This window comes from Luteimonas qiangzhengi (assembly GCF_039548515.1).
Taxonomy (GTDB): Bacteria; Pseudomonadota; Gammaproteobacteria; order Xanthomonadales; family Xanthomonadaceae; genus Luteimonas.
Map to the genome: position 1 here is coordinate 208301 of NZ_JBCLVE010000002.1, position 18575 is coordinate 226875.

Annotated in this window: 19 protein-coding genes and 1 tRNA gene; 11 read left to right on the top strand and 9 right to left on the bottom strand. The window is 65.7% G+C overall.

Annotation, left to right across the window (positions count from 1 at the left end):
- The first annotated feature begins 211 nt into the window (after positions 1 to 211).
- Entirely contained in the window at positions 212 to 829 is a 618-nt protein-coding gene (locus WCE59_RS01200; RefSeq protein WP_343256872.1) for a hypothetical protein, read from the top strand.
- A gap of 17 nt (positions 830 to 846) precedes the next feature.
- Here WCE59_RS01200 and WCE59_RS01205 read toward each other — a convergent pair whose 3' ends face one another.
- Positions 847 to 1014, bottom strand: coding sequence for a hypothetical protein (locus WCE59_RS01205; RefSeq protein WP_343256873.1), 168 nt, complete (start codon positions 1012 to 1014; stop codon positions 847 to 849).
- 85 nt (positions 1015 to 1099) lie between these two features.
- Complete coding sequence (locus WCE59_RS01210; RefSeq protein ID WP_343256874.1) at positions 1100 to 2497, bottom strand: GntP family permease; 1398 nt, start codon at positions 2495 to 2497, stop codon at positions 1100 to 1102.
- A gap of 178 nt (positions 2498 to 2675) precedes the next feature.
- Between WCE59_RS01210 and WCE59_RS01215 the strand changes: the two genes are divergently transcribed.
- Positions 2676 to 4922: a TonB-dependent receptor gene (locus tag WCE59_RS01215; protein WP_343256875.1), complete on the top strand. Its 2247-nt coding sequence runs from the start codon at positions 2676 to 2678 to the stop codon at positions 4920 to 4922.
- On the opposite strand, the gene WCE59_RS01220 is transcribed toward WCE59_RS01215, so the two are convergent.
- The 3 genes from WCE59_RS01220 to WCE59_RS01230 all read right to left on the bottom strand — a co-directional run bounded on the left by WCE59_RS01220 (position 4910) and on the right by WCE59_RS01230 (position 6821).
- Entirely contained in the window at positions 4910 to 5848 is a 939-nt protein-coding gene (locus WCE59_RS01220) for a restriction endonuclease (protein WP_343256876.1), read from the bottom strand. The genes WCE59_RS01215 and WCE59_RS01220 overlap by 13 nt on opposite strands.
- A gap of 65 nt (positions 5849 to 5913) precedes the next feature.
- On the bottom strand, positions 5914 to 6513 hold the full coding sequence (locus WCE59_RS01225; protein WP_343256877.1) for a phasin family protein: 600 nt from the start codon (positions 6511 to 6513) through the stop codon (positions 5914 to 5916).
- Positions 6514 to 6542: 29 nt separating this feature from the next.
- Positions 6543 to 6821 (bottom strand): polyhydroxyalkanoic acid system family protein, encoded by a 279-nt coding sequence (locus tag WCE59_RS01230; protein ID WP_343256878.1) that lies wholly within the window; start codon positions 6819 to 6821, stop codon positions 6543 to 6545.
- A 77-nt stretch (positions 6822 to 6898) separates the two neighbouring features.
- Here WCE59_RS01230 and WCE59_RS01235 point away from each other — a divergent pair, with 77 nt between their 5' ends.
- Entirely contained in the window at positions 6899 to 7699 is an 801-nt protein-coding gene (locus WCE59_RS01235; protein ID WP_343256879.1) for an FHA domain-containing protein, read from the top strand.
- Here WCE59_RS01235 and WCE59_RS01240 read toward each other — a convergent pair.
- Together WCE59_RS01240 and msrP are read right to left on the bottom strand one after the other, a co-directional pair.
- Entirely contained in the window at positions 7684 to 8346 is a 663-nt protein-coding gene (locus tag WCE59_RS01240) for a protein-methionine-sulfoxide reductase heme-binding subunit MsrQ (RefSeq protein WP_343256880.1), read from the bottom strand. The genes WCE59_RS01235 and WCE59_RS01240 overlap by 16 nt on opposite strands.
- Entirely contained in the window at positions 8343 to 9311 is a 969-nt protein-coding gene (msrP, locus tag WCE59_RS01245; protein ID WP_343256881.1) for a protein-methionine-sulfoxide reductase catalytic subunit MsrP, read from the bottom strand. Before msrP ends, WCE59_RS01240 begins: the two co-directional genes overlap by 4 nt.
- Positions 9312 to 9431: 120 nt before the next feature.
- Between msrP and serC the strand changes: the two genes are divergently transcribed.
- Genes serC through aroA form a run of 3 tightly spaced genes read left to right on the top strand, consistent with a single transcriptional unit; the run spans position 9432 to position 12971 of the window.
- The gene (gene serC, locus WCE59_RS01250; protein ID WP_343256882.1) at positions 9432 to 10517 is read left to right on the top strand and encodes a phosphoserine transaminase; all 1086 of its coding nucleotides are present in this window, start codon (positions 9432 to 9434) and stop codon (positions 10515 to 10517) included.
- 10 nt (positions 10518 to 10527) lie between these two features.
- Positions 10528 to 11646, top strand: coding sequence for a prephenate dehydratase (pheA, locus tag WCE59_RS01255; protein ID WP_449284069.1), 1119 nt, complete (start codon positions 10528 to 10530; stop codon positions 11644 to 11646).
- Positions 11643 to 12971, top strand: a complete 1329-nt coding sequence (gene aroA / locus WCE59_RS01260) for a 3-phosphoshikimate 1-carboxyvinyltransferase (RefSeq protein WP_343256883.1) — start codon at positions 11643 to 11645, stop codon at positions 12969 to 12971. Before pheA ends, aroA begins: the two co-directional genes overlap by 4 nt.
- Here aroA and WCE59_RS01265 read toward each other — a convergent pair.
- Both WCE59_RS01265 and WCE59_RS01270 read right to left on the bottom strand, forming a co-directional pair.
- Positions 12952 to 13425 carry an energy transducer TonB gene (locus WCE59_RS01265; RefSeq protein ID WP_343256884.1) on the bottom strand — a complete coding sequence of 158 codons (474 nt, stop codon included), beginning with the start codon at positions 13423 to 13425 and terminating at the stop codon, positions 12952 to 12954. The genes aroA and WCE59_RS01265 overlap by 20 nt on opposite strands.
- 209 nt (positions 13426 to 13634) lie before the next feature.
- Positions 13635 to 14225 carry an energy transducer TonB gene (locus WCE59_RS01270; protein WP_343256885.1) on the bottom strand — a complete coding sequence of 197 codons (591 nt, stop codon included), beginning with the start codon at positions 14223 to 14225 and terminating at the stop codon, positions 13635 to 13637.
- Positions 14226 to 14398: 173 nt separating this feature from the next.
- Here WCE59_RS01270 and serS point away from each other — a divergent pair, with 173 nt between their 5' ends.
- The 5 genes from serS to WCE59_RS01295 all read left to right on the top strand — a co-directional run bounded on the left by serS (position 14399) and on the right by WCE59_RS01295 (position 18569).
- The gene (gene serS, locus WCE59_RS01275; RefSeq protein ID WP_343256886.1) at positions 14399 to 15679 is read left to right on the top strand and encodes a serine--tRNA ligase; all 1281 of its coding nucleotides are present in this window, start codon (positions 14399 to 14401) and stop codon (positions 15677 to 15679) included.
- Between the two features lie 90 nt (positions 15680 to 15769).
- The gene (locus WCE59_RS01280) at positions 15770 to 16711 is read left to right on the top strand and encodes a LysR family transcriptional regulator (protein WP_343256887.1); all 942 of its coding nucleotides are present in this window, start codon (positions 15770 to 15772) and stop codon (positions 16709 to 16711) included.
- 99 nt (positions 16712 to 16810) lie between these two features.
- Positions 16811 to 16898: transfer RNA gene (locus tag WCE59_RS01285), tRNA-Ser, on the top strand.
- Between the two features lie 71 nt (positions 16899 to 16969).
- A complete protein-coding gene (locus tag WCE59_RS01290; RefSeq protein WP_343256888.1) occupies positions 16970 to 17836 on the top strand; it encodes a universal stress protein in 867 nt (288 codons plus the stop codon).
- Positions 17837 to 17921: 85 nt separating this feature from the next.
- Positions 17922 to 18569: a response regulator gene (locus tag WCE59_RS01295; protein WP_343256889.1), complete on the top strand. Its 648-nt coding sequence runs from the start codon at positions 17922 to 17924 to the stop codon at positions 18567 to 18569.
- The last annotated feature ends 6 nt before the right edge of the window (positions 18570 to 18575 follow it).

Genomic DNA, 18575 nt, shown 5'->3' on the forward strand with positions numbered 1-18575 from the left:
TGCTCGGCTGGGTGGAAGTGGAAGCTGCGTTCGCGTGAAGGGGGGTAAGAGAGAGCTGCATCTGTTTTAATTGACTCCTTTGCAAGTTGTTGAATTTACGGGTTTAATTGTACCTGAATAGGGGGCGGGTAGCCAGTCGTCCAAGCTCGGGGCGTTCAGGAGCCAGCCGGCGGTATACTCCCGCCACCTTGCCCCTTCCTTTGGAGAAGCCATGAAGCCGTTCCCTGCCTGTGCACCGTCCATCCTCGCGTTGGGACTGGCACTGTCGTTGTCCGCATGCGCGGGAGCGAACCCGGTGCAGGAGCCGGCCAGCTTGGCCGCGTCGGAGCCGGATGTGCAGGAGCAGGTGCTGGAGGCCGAGGTGGCTTGGGAAGGGCAGGTAACAGCCCTGGACGCCGCCGGTCGCCTGGTCACCGTGCGCGACGCCGATGGCGCGGAGCGCACGCTCAGGATCGAAGAGCAGGTCCAGCGCCTGGAGCAGATGCAGGTGGGCGACCGGGTGCAGGTGTATTACCGCCGCTCGCTGGTATTCGATATGCAGCCGGCCGGAAGCGCCGAGCCGGGCGCGTACATCTGGGAAGACGAGCAGCACCCGGATCCGCTGAGGCCCGGCGTCATCGACCGCGAAGTGGTTGTGGTGCTCTCACCGCTGGTCGCGATCGATACCGACGCCCATACCCTGTCGGTGCAGTCTCCCAACGGCAGCACCCACGTGCTGGAAGTTGAACAGGCGCGTCATCGCGAGTCGCTGCAGGGCCTGAAGGTGGGCGACCTGCTGCGGATCCAGTTCCGTCGTGTACTGGCCGTGCGGATACTGCCGGAAAGCTGATCCGGCAGTTCGAATGATCAGGCCAGCACGGTCGCGATGTAGTAGACCACCACCGCCAGCAGGATCACCACGCCGGTGCCCATCAGCGCCGGACCGATCCGGTGATGACGCGATGCGTATCCGACGGTCAGGATCAGCAGGCCGGCAAACATCACGGTGACGTAGATATTGAAAAACGAGTCCATGTGGATCCCCCGCGGGTCCACGTGGACCCGTCACCGGCCATTCTATCTGGTGGTGCTGCAGCTGACCGGGCTGCAGGTGGAAGGCTCAGACCCAGCCGGTGAGGTAATACAGCCCGATCATCACGAACACCACGGAAGTCCCGATAACGGTGATCGCGAAGATGTCGCCATAGGACTGGCGGTGGGTCAGACCGGTCACGGCCAGCAGGGTGATCACCGCGCCGTTGTGGGGCAGGGTATCCATGCCGCCGGACGCCATGGCGGCAATCCGGTGCAGCACGTCCATCGGAATGCCCGCGGCTTCGGCGTTGGCAATAAAACTGTCGGCCATCGCCGCAAGCGCAATGCTCATGCCGCCGGAAGCCGAGCCGGTGATGCCGGCCAAGGCGGTCACCGTCACTGCCTCGTGCACCAGGGGATCCTGGATGGCGTTCAGGCTGTTGGCCACCAGCATGAAGCCCGGCAAAGCAGCGATCACCGCGCCAAAGCCGTATTCGGAGGCCGTGTTCATCGAGGCCAGCAGGGCGCCGCCGATGGCTGCCTTGGTGCCCTCGGCGAACTTCGCTGTTACCGGCCGCCAGGCCAGGAACAGGACTGCCAGTATTCCCACCAGCAGCGCACCCTGGACCGCCCAGATCGCCGCGACCCTGGACACCTCCTGCAGGATCGGCGCGGTATCCCCCATCGAGGAAGGGCTGAAACTGTGGCTGTCGCCGTACAGACGCGGGATCAGGTCGGTGAACAGCTTGTTCGACACGCCCACCAGCACCAGCGGCAGCAGTGCCACCAGCGGATGGGCCAGATGTTCACCGGTGAATGCTTCCGGCTCATTGAGCAGGTTTTCGCCGTAGCCTTCCCCGGCCGCGGCGGCCCTGCGGCGGCGCCATTCCAGATAGGTGATGCCCCCGGCAAGGATCAGCACCGAGCCGATCGTGCCCAGTACCGGTGCCGCCCACGAGTCTGTGCCGAAGAAGGCCGTGGGAATGATGTTCTGGATCTGTGGCGTGCCGGGCAGCGCCATCATGGTGAAGGTGAACGCGCCCAGCGCGATCGTGCCCGGGATCAGCCGTTTGGGAATCGCCGCTTGGCGGAACAGTTCGGCGGCGAACGGATAGACCGCGAACACCACCACGAACAGGGATACCCCGCCGTAAGTGAGCAGGGCGCACACGGTCACGATCGAGAGCATCGCCCGCTCGGGCCCGAACAGGCGGATGGTGGCCGCCACGATCGACTTGGAAAATCCGGAGATCTCGATCAGCTTGCCGAACACCGCGCCCAGCAGGAACACCGGGAAGTACAGCTTGAGGAAGCCGACCATGCGGTCCATGAACAAGCCGGTGAACATCGGCGCGACCAGCTCGGGGTCGGTCAGCAGCACCGCGCCCATGGCGGCGACGGGCGCAAACAGGATCACGCTGTGGCCGCGGTAGGCGACGTACATGAGGAAGCTCAGCGCGCCGAGCACGATCAGCAGGGACATGGATCTCTTCCGGTGCGGAAATGGCGATGGCCAGTGTCACCGTGCGCCGCGCGCGCTCCCATTGTCCGAAGGTACAAGTGCCGGTCTCCCGGCGCAGCCATAGGCTTGTCATCGTGGCCGAAGGGCCTGGACGCGTCTCTCGGGGCGCCTTATCTGCAGATCGGTGGGGAGAGAGTTGATGAAACGCAGCATACTGAGCGCGGCGATCGTACTGGGCATGGCATCGCTTCCGGTGCTCGCACAGGAGCCGGCGGCAGCGCCTGGCACGCAGCAGGCGGATGCGACCACGCTGGACAAGGTCACCGTCACCGCACGTCGGCGGGTGGAGTCGATCCAGGACGTACCGGTCGCGGTCAGCGCTTTCAGCGAGAGCGAACTGCAGGACCTCCAGGCCAGCGACGTAGGCGGCCTGCAGGGTGCGGTGCCCAACATGAACATCGTCCAGGGCCGCGGTTCGGCCAACAGCGTCAACGTTTTCATCCGCGGCATCGGCCAGCCGGACGCCCTGCAGACGTTTGATCCCGGCGTGGGCATGTACGTGGACGATGTGTATTACTCGCGCATCAACGGCGCGCTGTTTTCGCTGTTCGACATCCAGCAGGTGGAAGTACTGCGCGGGCCGCAGGGCACGCTGTACGGCAAGAATTCCACCGGCGGGGCCATCAAGCTGACCACGCGCAACCCTTTCGATGACACTGGCGGCGCGATCGAAGTGACCGGTGGCTCGCACGGCCGTGCCGAAGGGCGTTTCTACGTGGGCGGCGAACTCAACGACGTGGTGGCTGGCAGCCTCGCCGGTGCCTGGCTGACCCATGACGGATTCATCGACGACCGTGCCGGCCAGCGTGATTTCAACAACGACGACACCAAGGCGGTCCGGGGCAAGCTTGTCGCGCGCCCCAGTGACACCTTCCGGGCGACGTTCTCGCTCGATCACACCCGGCAGAAGGCTTCGCTGTCGATGGGCCGGCCGATGGCACCGCTGTGGCAGACCGATCTTGGGTTGGGCAGCATCGTGGAGCTGCTGCCAGCGGCCAGCGGCGAGTTCGACTTCACCGCGGAAACATCCTTCCGTCCCGGCCAGGGCCAGACAATGGAGCACACCGGCGCCTCTGCGGCGCTGGAGTGGGACATCAACAGCCAGTGGCTGTTCAAGAGCATCAGTGCCTGGCGCAAGCTGAAGACCAATTCGTTCATTGACATCGACGCCTCGGAATACCAGCTGGGCGATGTGCTGGTGGCGATCGACCAGGAGCAGATGAGCCAGGAGTTCCAGCTGCAGTTCGACAACGGCTCCAACCTGCAGGGCACCTTCGGCGCGTACTACATGCAGGAGGATGTGCCGTCGTATCAGGAAGCCTATGCGGATGACCTGTTTGCGGTTTTCGGCACGCCCATCAGCTTCCTGCGCACCATCGAGGATGACCTTTCCACGGAGAGCATCGCCGCCTTCGCCCATGTGAACTGGGAATTCGTACCCACGTGGACCCTTGCGCTGGGGCTGCGTTACTCCAAGGACACCAAGGATTACTGGCGCACCACCAGCACGTTCTGGGGTGCACCTTTCCAGGCCATCAGCCTGGATCCCGAATCCACCGTCGATGACAGGGCCTCGTGGTCGGCCTGGACGCCGTCGGTCAGCCTGCAGAAGCAGTTCAACGACAACCTGATGGGCTACGTGTCGGCCAACCGCGGCTTCAAGTCGGGGGGCTTCAACGGGCGGGCCAACTCGGCGCTGGACGCAGCCAACCCGATCTTTGATCCGGAGTTCGTCTGGACGTACGAAGCCGGGATGAAGGCCAGCTCCGCGGATAATCGCCTGCGCGGCAGCGTGGCGGCGTTCTGGAGTGATTATTCGGACTTCCAGGCACGGGTGACCCAGGACGCCAGCACGTTCCCGGTGCTCAACGCGGCGGAGCTCGAAATCAAAGGGATTGAATTCGAGGGCATGGCCCTGCTTGGGGATACCACCACCCTGAGTGCGCAGCTGGGTTGGCTGGACGCGAAGTATTCGGACTTCCAGGACTTCCGCCTGGATCCCGCCTATCCGCTGTACGACCCGACCCTGACCCACGATCATGTGCCGTTCTCACCGGACTGGACCGCACGGGTAGCGCTGCAGCACGGCTTCCCGCTGGCCAACGGCGGAATGATCAGCGTAGGCGGCGACGTGTCCTATCGCGGGGATACCTGGCTGTCGGTCGACAACCGCGAGGTGCTCAGCCAGGACGCCTATACGCTGGTGGGCCTGTACAGCGTTTGGGATTCACCCGGCTACGACTGGCAGGTGCGCGCGGGCGTGCGCAACCTGACCGACAAGGTCTACAAGGTGGAAGGGCAGGAGTTTTCCAGCGTGGGCAATATCCAGACCGCGTACTACGGCTGGGAGCGCAACTGGTACGTGTCGCTGCGTTACAACTTCTGACTGCACTGGCGGAAGCGGACCGGCAGGCCGCTTCCCGCTGGAGGAGTGAGCTGGATACGCGAGCTGGACAGCTCCGGGAAGGAGCCCAGCAGCTGGCACACCCCCGGCATGGCATCTTCGCCGGCATCAAGCAGCTGCAGTTCCAGCGTCGACTGGCTCGACCACAGGGCGTGGCTGACCATCGGCAGGGTGGCGGCGGCCCGCCTGACGGTATCGCGCTGCTCCTGGACAGGCAGCTCGCCTTTCAGCCTCTCGCTGACAGGCGGCACGGCGGCATCGACTTCCGCCGTCCTTGAAACGGTTGGAGTTTCAGCTGCCGGGCTTGTCAGTGGCTGTGAGGCAGGCAGGAGCATGAAGGTGGCAATGCCGGCCAGCAGGCCGACCAGCCAGCAAGCCAGCACCCGCTGCCGCGCCCTGGCGGCGGTGGCAGTGCGGATCGCGGACAGCTCAGCTGAGCCGATCCGCTCACGCAGCTTCGGCCACAGGGCTTGGCCGTCCAGCAGTTCGATATTGGCCTGGGCGGCGGGCCTGCGTGCTTCGTCAAGAATCCGGCCAAGGGTCACCAGAAAGCCGCCGCGGGCATTGGCCATGCGGACGTCATTGGCCAGCGCGGTCACTGCCGGTTTTCCCAGTACGTAAGCGCTGCCGTGCTTGCAGGAGAGGAGCCAGTGGGAGCCGTCGCGCTCCAGCGTGAAGTCTGTATCTCCAGATGCGGTTTCACGGTCCACGACCCGGCTGTAGCCACGCTCCGCCAGGGCCGCCAGCACCATGTTGATGAACTCGCGCCAGGACGTCGCGGCAAGTGCGCGGATGCCTGCTGCCGTTTCATCCCGGGGACGCAGTACGCCCCACATGATGGCGGTGCCGGCGCCCCCGATCAGCAGCATCACAAGCACGGACACAAGCCAGTGTGCGATTGCTCCCACGTTTCATCCCCTGTTCTTCGTCGCGGGGAGAATAACGCAAACGGGGGCGCCAGCAGGGCTGTGAGTCAGTCGTTCAGATCCGGATCCGGCGGCGGCGCGTGGGCGGTGGACGAGGGTGGCGTGGAGGTAGCTGCACCTGCAGCGGCAGGCGCGCCGGTTGCTGCGGTCTTCCTGGGCGCAGCGGCTTTGCGGCTTGCGCGCTTGCGCGGTGCGGCGGCAGGCCGCCGGCGCAGTTCAGCAGTCAGCTCTTCCACCCGCTGGTTGAGTTCGGCGATGTCGCCGCGGCTGGGTACGCCCAGTCGCACCAGCGCACGCTGCATGCGATTGTCGAAGGTCTTCTCCCAACGGTCCCAGGTGCCGGCGGCAAGGTCGCGCATGCCGTCCACGCTGCTTTCAACCGCTCCCTTGACCTCGCTGGCGCGCTCGCCCGCAGTTTGGCGCGTCTGCTGTTCCAGCTGCTCGCCTTCTGCAACCAGGGCATCAAACAACTTGCTGCCCTCGGACTGCGCGCGCCCGAGGGCTCCGATTCCTGCCAGCCACACCTGTTGGGCAGACTCGCCCAGGCCGCGTGCCATGCGCTCAGCCTGCTCGACGGTGCCGGCATCGGCACTGCCGGGCCTGGCACTGGCGCCGGGTCCTTTTTCGGGTTTTTTGTAGGTAGCCATGACTCCTCCTGCGTTGCTGCGTGGTGGATTCAGGCGGTGAAACGCTCCGCCAATACCCGACGGACTTCACTCTCGATCGGGCCTTTCATTGCCGATAGCAGGAAGCCGAGCTTTGCGGTCAGGTGCAACTCGTCGGGCGCCAGCTGGATACGTCCATCCAGCCCGGACCGGCTGAAATCGACCGCATCGCCGTCCCACGCATAGGTGATGTCGAATTTCTCCGACAGACGTGTCATCGCGTCCTCAAGCGCCGAATGTGCACGCGGCATCGGCAGCGAATGGGGGTGACGGATATCGATATCGCCCATGTATTTTTCCAAAGCTTCCTGTCTGATCCGACATTCTAGCGATCCGATGCGTAAGTGGCGTGATAGATTCTGCCCGCATGAGCGCAGCCAGACTTCGATTCATTTCATCCGATGCAGTGGCGGACCTGCCACTCGCGATCGGCATGCACCATCTGGGTCGGGTCGCTGCCGGGCTTGGCCCGGTGCCCGAGGGTGATGAGGCGATCGTTTGCCTTTGCGTGGACCGCCGAGGGGTGTGGCTCACCGTCGGCAATGGCAGGCGCGGCGTGCATGTGAATGGCCGTGAGATCAGCCGCCTTGCCATGCTCCGGGTCGGCGATTCTGTGTTCGTGGACGGCCACGAGGTGCGCCTGGTCGGCGCGCATCCACCTGAGTCGCCGCCGCGCGATGGACCGCCCGCCCGCGGCGGATCGCCTGACCCGAGGATGGTGTTGCGCGGGCTCGGTGGGCGCCACCATGGACGCAGCTTCACCCTTGATGTGCCACGACTGGTGGGCCGCGTTCCGGGTGCCGATATCCAGATCGATGATCCGGCGTTCGCCGAACGCCATGCCCGGCTGGAAATCGTCGAGGGGCAGGTGTGGCTGCGTGACCTGGGCACGGAAGAGGGCAGCCTGGTCAACGGTGAAAGCGTGCACGATGCGGTGCTGCAGCCGGGCGACCAGGTGGTGTTCGACAACCAGTACCGTTTTGTCGTTGAGGCGCCAAGGCGCGATGCGCCCCAGGAGCCTCTGCTGATGGGCGAGGCGTTCGAATCGGAGGCGCCGCACAGCGGCAATGACCGCCAGCCCTCGCTGTGGCGTCTGCCCCTGGTGCTGCTGGCTGCGCTGTTGATCGCAGGCCTGTTGGCCCTGCTGCTGCTCTACGGCGCAGGCTGAATCCTGCCGCGGCGCCGGGCGTATCGGTGCCACAGCCGCCAACCCAGCAGGGCGGCAAGGATGGCGGCATGGATCAGCGGCTCGCGCAGGTCGGATTTGACGATCCACCAGAAGTGCAGCACGGCCAGTACCGCCGCTGCGTAGACCAGCCGGTGCAGTCGCGCCCAGGTGCGGCCAAGTCGCCGCATCCAGCCCTTGGTGGAGGTGATCGCCAGCGGCAGCAGCGACAGCCAGGCCAGGAAACCCAGGGTGATGTACGGCCGGTGCAGGATTTCCTCGAATACCGTTGCCCACCAGCCGCGCAGATCCAGTACCAGGAAGGCGGCCAGGTGCAGGCTGGCGTAGAAAAATGCGTACAGCCCCAGCATGCGCCTGAAGCGCATGAACGCAGTTAGCCCGGTGATCTGGCGCAGCGGAGTGATTGCCAGGGTGATCAGCAACATGCGCAATGCCCAGGTGCCAGTGCGGTGTTCGATTTCAGCGACCGGGTCGGCGCCGAGCGCGTCGATATCCGTGCCGTTCGCAACCAGCCAGACCTGCCACAGCAGCAGGGCCAGCGGCGCCAGCGCCAGCGCGTGTACCAGCGCCTTGGCAGCGACAATTGACGGTGGAGTGGCTCTGGTTCGCGAGGCCCGGCCCGGGCTCAATACCACTTGCGCAGGTCCAGTCCCGAATACATCGAAGCCACCTGTTCGCCATAGCCGTTGAAGGGCTGGGTGTCGATCCGGTTGGCGATCAGCCGCGAGGTGGTGCCGGCAATGCGGCGCTCGCTGGCCTGGCTCCAGCGCGGATGGTCCACCGCTGGATTGACGTTGGCGAAAAACCCGTATTCACGCGGCTGCATCCGGTTCCATGAGGTGTCAGGCATGTCTTCGCTGAAGCGGATTTCGACGATCGACTTGATGCTCTTGAAGCCGTACTTCCACGGCACCACCAGGCGCAGCGGCGCTCCGTTCTGCTGCGGCAGCGGCTGCCCGTACATGCCGGTGGCGAGGAAGGCGAGGGGATGCATGGCCTCGTCAATGCGCAGCCCTTCGCGATAGGGCCAGCGCAGCACGCGTCGCTGCAAGCCGGGCATCTGCTCGCGATCAGCCAGCGTGGTGAACGCGACGTAGCGTGCGCGGGAATTCGGCTCGAAACGGCGCAGCACGCTGGCCAGTGGCACGCCCAGCCAGGGAATCACCATCGACCAGCCTTCCACGCAGCGCAGACGGTAGATGCGCTCTTCCGGCAGCAGGCCCTGCAGCAGTCCGTCCAGGTCCACCACGCCCGGCCGCTCGCATTCGCCGGCCACTTCCACCTGCCACGGTGAGGTGCGCAGGGTGCGCGCTGCACGCGACGGATCCAGCTTGTCCGTGCCGAACTCGTAGAAGTTGTTGAAGCCGGTGGCGTCTTCCCAGCGGGTCAATTCCTCACTGGTGGAAAAGCCTTCGCTCACCTGGCCGGCTGCGGGCGCCGGGGCCGGTGGGGGCGGGGGCTCGGCCTTGCTGCATCCGGCCAGGGACAGCGCGGGAAGGGCCGCCAGGCCCGCCACCATCCGGCGTCGCTGCAGCCACACGGCTTCATCGGTGATTTCGTTGGCGGGAATGTTCAGGGCGGTTCGCAGCTTCATCTTGATGTCCGGTTGCCATGTGCGATGCCAGCATGGCGTGCTTGCCCTGGTGGCATGGCGCATCTGTTGCACTGCGGCATACTAGCTGGGCGAATGTTCAGCCACAGCGAAGGAGAAACCATGACCCGTGCCTACAACTTCAGCGCCGGCCCTGCCGCACTGCCCCAGCCGGTACTGGAACAGGCGCAGCGCGAGATGCTCGACTTCCGTGGCGCCGGTGCGTCCATCGTGGAGCTGAGCCACCGTGGTCCCGAGTTCATGGAAGTAGCGGCAACCACCGAGCGCGACCTGCGCGAACTGGTGGGCATTCCGGACGATTACGCGGTGCTGTTCACCGCTGGTGGCGCAACCACCCAGCAGGCGCTGATGGCGCTGAATTTCGCCTCGCGCGGCCAGCCGGCCGACTACGTGGTGACCGGACACTGGGGCCAGATCTCGCTCAAGCAGGCCGCGCCCTATGTTGACCTGAGGATTGCGGCCAGCAGCGAAGAAGACGGCTTCCGATCGATCCCCGCGCGCGACAGCTGGCGCCTATCACCGGACGCTGCCTACGTGCACATCACCGCCAATGAAACCATCCACGGGGTGGAGTTCCGCGATACGCCGGACGTTGGCGATGTGCCGTTGTTCGCTGACTTCAGCTCGTCGATCGCCTCCGAACCGCTGGACGTATCCCGCTACGGCCTGATCTATGCCGGCGCGCAGAAGAACCTGGGGCCCGTGGGCATTGGCGTGGTCATCGTGCGTCGTGATCTGCTTGAGCGTGCCGGCCAGCCGCGGGCGGATATCTTCGATTACGGCAAGCAGCTGGCGGCCGAGTCCATGCTCAACACGCCGCCCACCTGGAACTGGTACCTGCTGGGCCTGACCGTGCGCTGGATGCTGGACGAGGGCGGCGTGGAGGAATTCGCGCGCCGCAGCCAGACCAAGGCCCGGCTGGTCTATGACGCGATCGACGGCTCGGACGGCTTCTACCTCAACCATGTGCAACCGGCCGTGCGCTCGCGCATGAACGTGGCCTTCTTCCTGCACGACCAGGCGCTGGAGCAGGTGTTCCTTGACGAGGCGCGCGACGCTGGCCTCATCTCGCTCAAGGGGCACCGCGTGCTCGGCGGCATGCGCGCCTCGATGTACAACGCAATGCCGGTGGCGGGTGCGCAGGCGCTGGCCGACTTCATGTGTGATTTCCAGCAGCGCCGAGGGTAAGCGTAAGTCCATGACTGAAGAGACCGGTACACAGACCGCCGCAGAACCCGGCAAGGGTGACCTGACCGCGGTGCGCGAGCAGATCGACGGCATCGACCGCGAAATCCAGGCGCTGATTGCCGAACGTGCCCTGTGGGCGCGGCAGGTGGGCCAGGCCAAGGGCAAGCTGGCGGCGGCGGTGGATTACTACCGTCCGGAGCGCGAGGCCCAGGTGCTCCGGCGGGTGGTGGACCGCAACGAGGGTCCGCTGTCGGACGAAGTGCTGGTGCGCCTGTTCCGCGAAATCATGTCCGCCTGCCTGGCCCAGCAGGAGCCGCTGAAGGTTGGCTATCTGGGCCCGGAAGGCACCTTTTCGCAGCAGGCGGTGCACAAGCACTTCGGCCATTCGGCCAAGGGCCTGCCGATGGCCAGCGTGGAAGAGGTGTTTGACGAGGTGGGGGCGGGACACGCCGACTTCGGCGTGGTGCCGGTGGAAAACTCCGGACAGGGCACCATCCAGTCCACCCTGGATCTGTTCCTCACTTCGCCGCTGAAAATCTGCGGTGAAGTTGAGCTGCGCGTGCATCAGTACCTGCTCTCGCGCACCGGCCGGGTGGAAGATGTCGAGCGCGTCTATTCGCACGGCCTGTCACTGGCGCAGTGCAAGGGCTGGTTGCGCCAGCATCTGCCGGAGGCCGAAAAACACGCCGTGGCCAGCAACGCCGAAGCGGCCCGCCGCGCGCGCAATGCGGACGATGCGGCTGCGATCGCAGGCGAGAACGCGGCCCATGTCTACGGACTCAAAGTGGTGGCGGGCCCAATCGAGGATCGCGACGACAACACCACGCGATTCCTGGTGATCGGGCGCGCGTCGTTCCCGCCGTCGGGCAACGACCGCACCTCGCTGCTGGTCTTCATCCGCGACCAGCCGGGTGCCCTCTACCGGATCCTGGAGCCGCTGGCGCGGCGCGGGATCAGCATGAATCGGATCGAGTCACGGCCGGCGCACGGTGCGCTGTGGCAGTACGCGTTTTTCATCGAGGTGTCCGGGCATGCGGATGAATCGCCGCTGCGCGATGCGCTGGATGAAATCGACTCCTTTGCCGGCGAAGCCCGCGTGCTCGGCTCCTACCCGGTGGCAGTGCCTTGAGCGGGCCTGCCGGCCTGCAGCACTGGGTGGCGCAAGCCGGCGGGCCGCTGCGCGGCGAGCTCGACATGCCCGGGGACAAATCGATCTCACACCGGGCGATCATGCTCGCGGCGCTGGCGGATGGATGCTCGCGGATCAGCGGCTTCCTGGAGAGTGAAGACGCCCGGGCCACCGAAGAGATCTTCCGCGCAATGGGCGTACGGATCGACGCGCCCGGGGAAGGCGTGCGCGTGGTCCACGGCGTCGGCATGGATGGATTGCAGCCCCCGCGGCAGGTGCTGGACTGCGGCAATTCGGGCACCGCCATGCGGCTGCTGGCCGGGCTGCTTGCCGGCCAGCGGTTTGACAGCGTATTGAGCGGCGATGCCTCGCTGTCCCAACGTCCAATGCGCCGGGTGACTGCGCCGCTGGGACGCATGGCGGCGCGCATTGATACCGTTGACGGCGATCTCCCGCCACTGAGGATTTACGGTAACAGTGACCTGCAGGCGATTGATATTAAAACGGAAGTTGCCAGTGCGCAGGTAAAGTCCGCGATCCTGCTGGCAGGGCTGTATGCCACCGGAACTACCCGGATCCGCGAGCCGCGGCCCACCCGCGACTACACCGAGCGCATGCTCGCGGCGTTTGGCTGGCCGGTGGAGTTCCAGCCCGGGCAGGCGAGCCTGCCCGGTGGCCACCGCCTGCATGCCACCGACGTGATGGTGCCCGCCGACTTTTCCTCGGCGGCGTTCTTCATTGTGGCGGCCACGCTGGTGCCGGGCTCCGAACTCCGTCTTCGTCGCGTCGGCATGAATCCGCGGCGCACCGGTCTGCTGCACGTGCTGCGCGCCATGGGCGCCGACATAGCCGAAACGCCGGCGGGCGAGCAGGGCGGGGAGCCGGTGGCCGATCTGCTGGTCCGTCACGCGCCGCTGCAGGGCATCGAGGTGTCAGCCGAACACGTCGCCGACATGATCGACGAGTTCCCGGCGCTGTTCATCGCCGCTGCCTGTGCCCGCGGCCACACCACGGTGCGCGGAGCGGCCGAGCTGCGGGTCAAGGAATCGGACCGCATCGCGGTGATGGCCAGCGGCCTGCGTGCGCTTGGTATCCAGGTGGATGAAACGCCTGATGGCGCCTGCATCCACGGCGGCAGCATCGGGCCCGGGACCGTCATCGCCCACGGCGATCACCGGGTGGCGATGGCGTTCGCAGTGGCGGGGCAGGTTGCAAGCGGGCCGGTACACATCGGCGATACCGCCAACGTGGCGACGTCATTTCCCGATTTTGCCCGGATGGCCACCGCCGCCGGATTTGGCCTGGTTACGGATCCCCGATCCTGAAGTCCACGGGCACCGTGACCGTGGATGCCACCGGCTGACCGTTCTCGATTGCAGGCAGGAAGGTCCATTCGCTGACTGCCTCCCGGGCGGCGCGGTCCAGCTCCCGGGAGCGGCTGCTGCGCTGGATTTCCACCGACGCGGGCTGCCCCTGGGCGTCCACTTCGACGCGCAGCAATACCGTGCCTTCCTCGTGCACACGCAGGGCCGCCGCCGGATAGGCCGGTTGTACCTGCTGGGTGGGCTGGGCGGATCGATCGGGTAATGCCGCCGGGGATGACCTGGCCGGAGCTCTGGGCGGCGGAGCAGACTGCTCCGCAGCGGTCTCTGCGCCGGTCTCATCGCCATCTTCATCCGCCACCGGGGCAGGCACGACGGTTTCGATCGGCGCTTCGGCGGGCAGGGCTTCCGGTCCCTGCTCCGTGCGGCCGTAGAAATACCAGAGGGCCGCGAGCACTGCGATCAGCAGCAGTAACCAGATCAGTGATCGGGTGCTGCTGGATGTCTGTCCGGCAGGCGGAGCCGCCTGACCTTGCGGGGCGGGTTCAGTTGGCGGCTGGGACACGGTCTGATTGCAGCTGGGCACACATCAGTGCAGCCTTCCACAGCGCATGTTGCGATCGTGTCATGACGCTGCCCTGGTGGCAGGTTCCGCTTCAGGCAGGTTCATGGATTGAACTGGACGGGAATCTCCACTGGCTCCGCCACAGGCTGTCCGTCCTGCATCGCCGGTTGGAACCGCCAGCCGCGCACCGCCCGCAGTGCGGCCTGATCGAGCACCCGGTGGGAGCTGCTGCGTGCCACCTCCACCTGCCGTGGCCGACCATCCACGCCCACCTGTGCCCGGACGAGGACCTCGCCGGAAAGCCCTCGGCGCAGGGCGGAGCGCGGGTAGGTGGGCGCAGGGCTGTGGACCGGACGGGGGCCGATCGTGGTCGCATGGCCGCCAGCAGCAGGATCAACGCCGGGCTGTTCAAGAGCGGGTGCCGGCAGGGCCGGCGGGTCGCCGGCGATGCCGCGGGGCGGTTCCGCTGGTGCAGGAGGCAGGATGAATACCCCGCCGTCGCTGTCATCGTCGCCCGCCGCGTCCGCCGTCATCTCTTCCGACACCTGCGGCGCTGGAAGAGTGGATCCGGTGGCAGCCTGTTCGGCCGCGGTATCCGCGGCCAAGGTGGGATCAGTCGTGTCCGCGGGCTCGCGCTGGACCAGCCACACCACGACAAACAGCAGCAGGCCGACCACTACCGCCGCAGGCACGATCAGCCACGGGCTCGGTCGTCGTCTCGCGGGGCGGGGGCTGCTGGCTGGATCAGGCATGGGCACGTCGCAAGCTGAAGATGCCGCGATTCTGGCACAGGCCACGTTGGCGGTTCGGCACCGGGAGCACTCTCGGGCGATAATGGCCGGCCCTGGATCAAACCCTCAACGCCATGCTCGATCCCAACCTGTTGCGCAACGACCTCCCCGCACTTGCCGAACGCCTGCAGCGTACGCGCGACTTCACGCTGGACGTGGGTGCACTCGAATCACTGGAGGCGGAGCGCAAGCAGCTGCAGGTGCGGACCCAGGAGCTGCAGAACCTGCGCAATACCCGCAGCAAGGAGATCGGCAAGGTCAAGGCGCAGGGCGGCGACGTGGCTGCCCTGATGGCCGAGGTGGCCGGCTTCGGCGAAGAGCTCAAAGCCAACGAGCAGGCGCTGCAGGCCAAGCGCCAGGCTATCGAACGGATCGCCCTGGAAATCCCCAACCTGCCTGCCGATGACGTGCCCACCGGTGCGGACGAAGACGGCAACGTCGAAGCGCACCGCTGGGGTACCCCGCGCCAGTTCGATTTCGCGATCCGCGACCACGTCGATCTCGGCGCGCGCAATGGCTGGCTGGACGGTGATACCGCGGCCAAGCTCTCCGGGGCCCGCTTTACCGTGCTGCGCGGCCAGCTGGCGCGCCTGCACCGGGCCCTGGCGCAGTTCATGCTTGACCTGCACACCGGCGAGCATGGTTACGAGGAAACCAACGTGCCGGTGATCGTCAACGCCGAGTCCATGACCGGTACCGGCCAGCTGCCCAAGTTCGAGGATGATCTGTTCGCCACCGCGGTCGGGGACAGCAAGCGCTATCTGGTGCCTACCGCCGAGGTGCCGCTGACCAACATCGTGCGCGATGACATCGTGGATGCGGACCGCCTGCCGCTGCGGATGACCGCCCACTCCATGTGCTTTCGCGCCGAAGCCGGCAGCCACGGGCGCGATGTGCGCGGGATGATCCGCCAGCACCAGTTCGAAAAGGTGGAGCTGGTAACGATCGCTGCGCCGCAAACCAGCCAGGCGGAACACGAACACATGGTGCGCTGCGCCGAGGTGGTGCTGGAGAAGCTCGGTCTGCCGTACCGGCGGATGCTGCTGTGCACCGGCGACATGGGCTTTTCCGCCTGCAAGACCTGGGATCTGGAAGTCTGGCTGCCCTCGCAGGACAAGTACCGCGAGATCTCGTCGGTATCCAACTGCGGTGATTTCCAGGCCAGGCGGATGCAGGCGCGCTGGCGTAATCCGGACTCCGGCCGGCCCGAGCCGGTGCACACGCTCAACGGCTCGGGCGTTGCCGTGGGTCGGGCCCTGGTAGCGGTGATGGAGAACTATCAGCAGGCCGACGGCAGCATCGAGGTGCCCGAAGCGTTGCGGCCCTATATGGGCGGGCAGGAACGCATCGCCTGAAGGGAGTCAGGCGGTCACAGCGGCTCGTGCGCTGTAAAATCGGGACAAAAACCTTTAAAGTAACCGCATCGTTCTATTTGAAGGGCCGCCATGCAGGATCTGAATGATCTTTATTACTTCTCCGTGGTGGTTGACCATGGCGGCTTCGCCGCCGCCGAGCGCGCCACCGGCATTCCCAAGTCACGCCTGAGCCGGCGAATCAGCCAGCTCGAAAGCGAGCTGGGCGTGCGTCTGCTGCAGCGCTCCACCCGCCGCTTTGCAGTGACCGATGTGGGCCAGAGCGTCTACCGCCATACCCAGTCGATGCTGGCCGAGGCCCAGGCCGCACGTGAAGTGGTCGACCGTCTCAGCGCCGAGCCCCGCGGCGTGGTGCGGGCCAGCGTTCCGGTCAATATCGCCCAGGAACTGATGCCCAAGGTGCTGCCGGATTTCCTGGCGCGCAATCCGCAGGTGCGCGTGCAGATGCACATCAGCAACCGGCGCGTGGACCTGATCAACGAAGGCTTCGATATTGCGATCCGGGTGCGCACGAAGTTCGACGACGACGGCAGCCTGATCATGCGCAGCTTCGGCCCGATCCAGGAATTGCTGGTGGCCAGCCCCAAGTATCTGGACGGGGCAGGACGGCCTACTGAACCGGAAGACCTGGCCGAGCACACCACCATGACCATGGCCGAGGATGAAGTGCGTCAGCGCTGGGAACTGCAGCGCAACGGCGAAACCCGGCGGATCGATCTCAAACCGCGGATCTCCGGTTTCGATTTCCCCATGCTGATGAGCCTGGCCAAGCAGGGCCTGGGAGTCACCATGCTGCCGGAAACCGTTTGTGCGGACGCCGTCCATAACGGTGAGCTGGAAGTGGTGCTGCCCGAGTGGCGCCTTCCGCAGGGCATCGCCCACGCGGTGTTCGCGTCACGCCGGGGCCTGCTGCCGGCAGTGCGCGTGTTCATTGATCACCTCGCCGAATACATGCCGGGCCTGATCGAACAGTCCAGCCTCAACTGCAAGGGCGAAGAAGAACAGGCCGCGTAGAAAAACTGCGTTGTCGTGCGACAATAGCCGCGCTCAGGCGCCGGACAACCGCAACGGCACATGCCGCTGGAACCGAGGCTGGGCAGGGACAGGAACAACGGAGAGATGGCCGAGTGGTTGAAGGCACCGGTCTTGAAAACCGGCAACGGGAAACCGTTCGTGGGTTCGAATCCCACTCTCTCCGCCAATTCCTTCCGCCCTGCAGATCTGACGCCACAATGATTTCGCTGACCTGCTCAGGGGATGGGGATTCCAAGCATGGATACGATCCTGGCTGCGCTGGACCTGGAAGGTGACAGCGAAGCGGTGTTGATGCGCGCACTGCAGCTTGCGCAGGCGCATTCGGCCCGGCTGGTGCTGTTGCACGTGCTTGAAACAGAAGGCCTTGGACAGGCTGCCGCAGCGTATGGTTGCGCCGAGGATGGCCTGCGCGGACTGCTGCAGCGCCAGGCGCGCGAAGCGCTTGCCAACCTGCTTGACGGCATTGCCGATCCGGAGATCCTGGTCGAATTCGGCCCGGCACACGTGGTCATCGTGGACGTTGTCGAAGCGATTGGCGCGGACCTGGTGGTGATGGGGCCGGGCACTCGAGCGCGCATGCTCAAGGGGCGGGCACTTGGTACCACTGTCGACCGCGTGGTGCGAAGCCTGGCGGTGTCGCTGCTGGTGGTGCGCAGCCTGCCCGAGTTGCCGTATCGGCAGCTGACTGTCGCGATGGACTTTTCCCCACAATCGACAGCGGCCCTGCAGGCTGCACGCAGGCTCGCCCCGTCAGCGGCGGTGCGCCTGGTGCACGTGGCGCACGTGCCCGAGCCCTTCCAGCAGGCCATGCTGCGGGCAGGGGCTTCCCACGCCGATATCGAATCCTTCCACAGCGGCCTTTACGACAAGGCCCGAGCCGACCTTGCAGCCTTGGCCGCGACGCTGGAGGTGCAGGGCAGGGTGGTCACGCGGGTGATGAAGAGCCAGCCCGGTGTCGCCCTGCTGAAGATGAGCAAGAGCCCGCGGACCGACCTGATGGCGGTTGGTGCAGACGGACGCGGGGCTGTCCGCAGCGCGTTATTGGGCCGCGTGACCCGCCGACTGCTGTCGGAAGCGGGCTGCGATGTGCTGGTTGGACGATGAGCCGCGGCCGCCGGTTTTACTTGCGGTGGTGGGATGGCAGCGATAGCCTGAGCCCCGAGGGGGGAACACAGAGGGGGTTACAGGGATGATGATCAGGGTTTTCATGGTCGATGACCATGCTCTGGTGCGCACTGGATTGCGCATGATTCTTGCCACTGAAAGTGATATCGAGATCGTTGGAGAGGCGGACTGCGGGGAGGATGCCCTGCCACTGATCCGCAAGCTGAAACCGGACGTGGTCCTGTGCGACCTGCACTTGCCAGGGGTCAGCGGATTGGAAGTCACCGAGCGGATCGTCCGCGGAAACTACGGCTCGCGCGTGATCGTGGTGTCCGTGCTGGAAGACGGTCCGATGCCCAAGCGCCTGATCGAGGCCGGAGCTTCCGGCTATGTCGGCAAGGGTGGCGATGCCAGTGAGCTGGTCCGCGCGGTGCGCACGGTGGCCGGTGGCAAGCGCTACCTGGCCAGCAGCATCGCCCAGAACCTGGCGCTGGCCGGCCTGACGGGCGGAGAGAGCCCGTTCGATGCATTGACGCCGCGGGAGATGGAAATCGCCATGCTCCTGATCCAGGGTCTGCGCCAGGAACAGGTGGCCAGGCATCTGAGCCTGAGTGCGAAGACCATCAACACCCACAAGTCGCGGATGTTTGAAAAGCTGCAGATCACCGACATGATCTCGCTGGCGCGTCTGGCCAGCCAGTATGGCGTGATCGATCCCGCGCAGACGCTGTAGCAACAG

Excerpts from the sequence above, each read along its gene's own strand:
- WCE59_RS01290 (WP_343256888.1), top strand. The coding sequence starts at position 16,970 with ATGGATACGATCCTGGCTGCGCTGGACCTGGAAGGTGACAGCGAAGCG.
- serS (WP_343256886.1), top strand. The coding sequence starts at position 14,399 with ATGCTCGATCCCAACCTGTTGCGCAACGACCTCCCCGCACTTGCCGAA.
- WCE59_RS01280 (WP_343256887.1), top strand. The coding sequence starts at position 15,770 with ATGCAGGATCTGAATGATCTTTATTACTTCTCCGTGGTGGTTGACCAT.
- WCE59_RS01205 (WP_343256873.1), bottom strand. The coding sequence starts at position 1,014 with ATGGACTCGTTTTTCAATATCTACGTCACCGTGATGTTTGCCGGCCTG.
- serC (WP_343256882.1), top strand. The coding sequence starts at position 9,432 with ATGACCCGTGCCTACAACTTCAGCGCCGGCCCTGCCGCACTGCCCCAG.
- msrP (WP_343256881.1), bottom strand. The coding sequence starts at position 9,311 with ATGAAGCTGCGAACCGCCCTGAACATTCCCGCCAACGAAATCACCGAT.
- WCE59_RS01200 (WP_343256872.1), top strand. The coding sequence starts at position 212 with ATGAAGCCGTTCCCTGCCTGTGCACCGTCCATCCTCGCGTTGGGACTG.
- WCE59_RS01235 (WP_343256879.1), top strand. The coding sequence starts at position 6,899 with ATGAGCGCAGCCAGACTTCGATTCATTTCATCCGATGCAGTGGCGGAC.
- WCE59_RS01215 (WP_343256875.1), top strand. The coding sequence starts at position 2,676 with ATGAAACGCAGCATACTGAGCGCGGCGATCGTACTGGGCATGGCATCG.
- WCE59_RS01295 (WP_343256889.1), top strand. The coding sequence starts at position 17,922 with ATGATGATCAGGGTTTTCATGGTCGATGACCATGCTCTGGTGCGCACT.
- WCE59_RS01230 (WP_343256878.1), bottom strand. The coding sequence starts at position 6,821 with ATGGGCGATATCGATATCCGTCACCCCCATTCGCTGCCGATGCCGCGT.
- WCE59_RS01225 (WP_343256877.1), bottom strand. The coding sequence starts at position 6,513 with ATGGCTACCTACAAAAAACCCGAAAAAGGACCCGGCGCCAGTGCCAGG.
- pheA (WP_449284069.1), top strand. The coding sequence starts at position 10,528 with ATGACTGAAGAGACCGGTACACAGACCGCCGCAGAACCCGGCAAGGGT.
- WCE59_RS01210 (WP_343256874.1), bottom strand. The coding sequence starts at position 2,497 with ATGTCCCTGCTGATCGTGCTCGGCGCGCTGAGCTTCCTCATGTACGTC.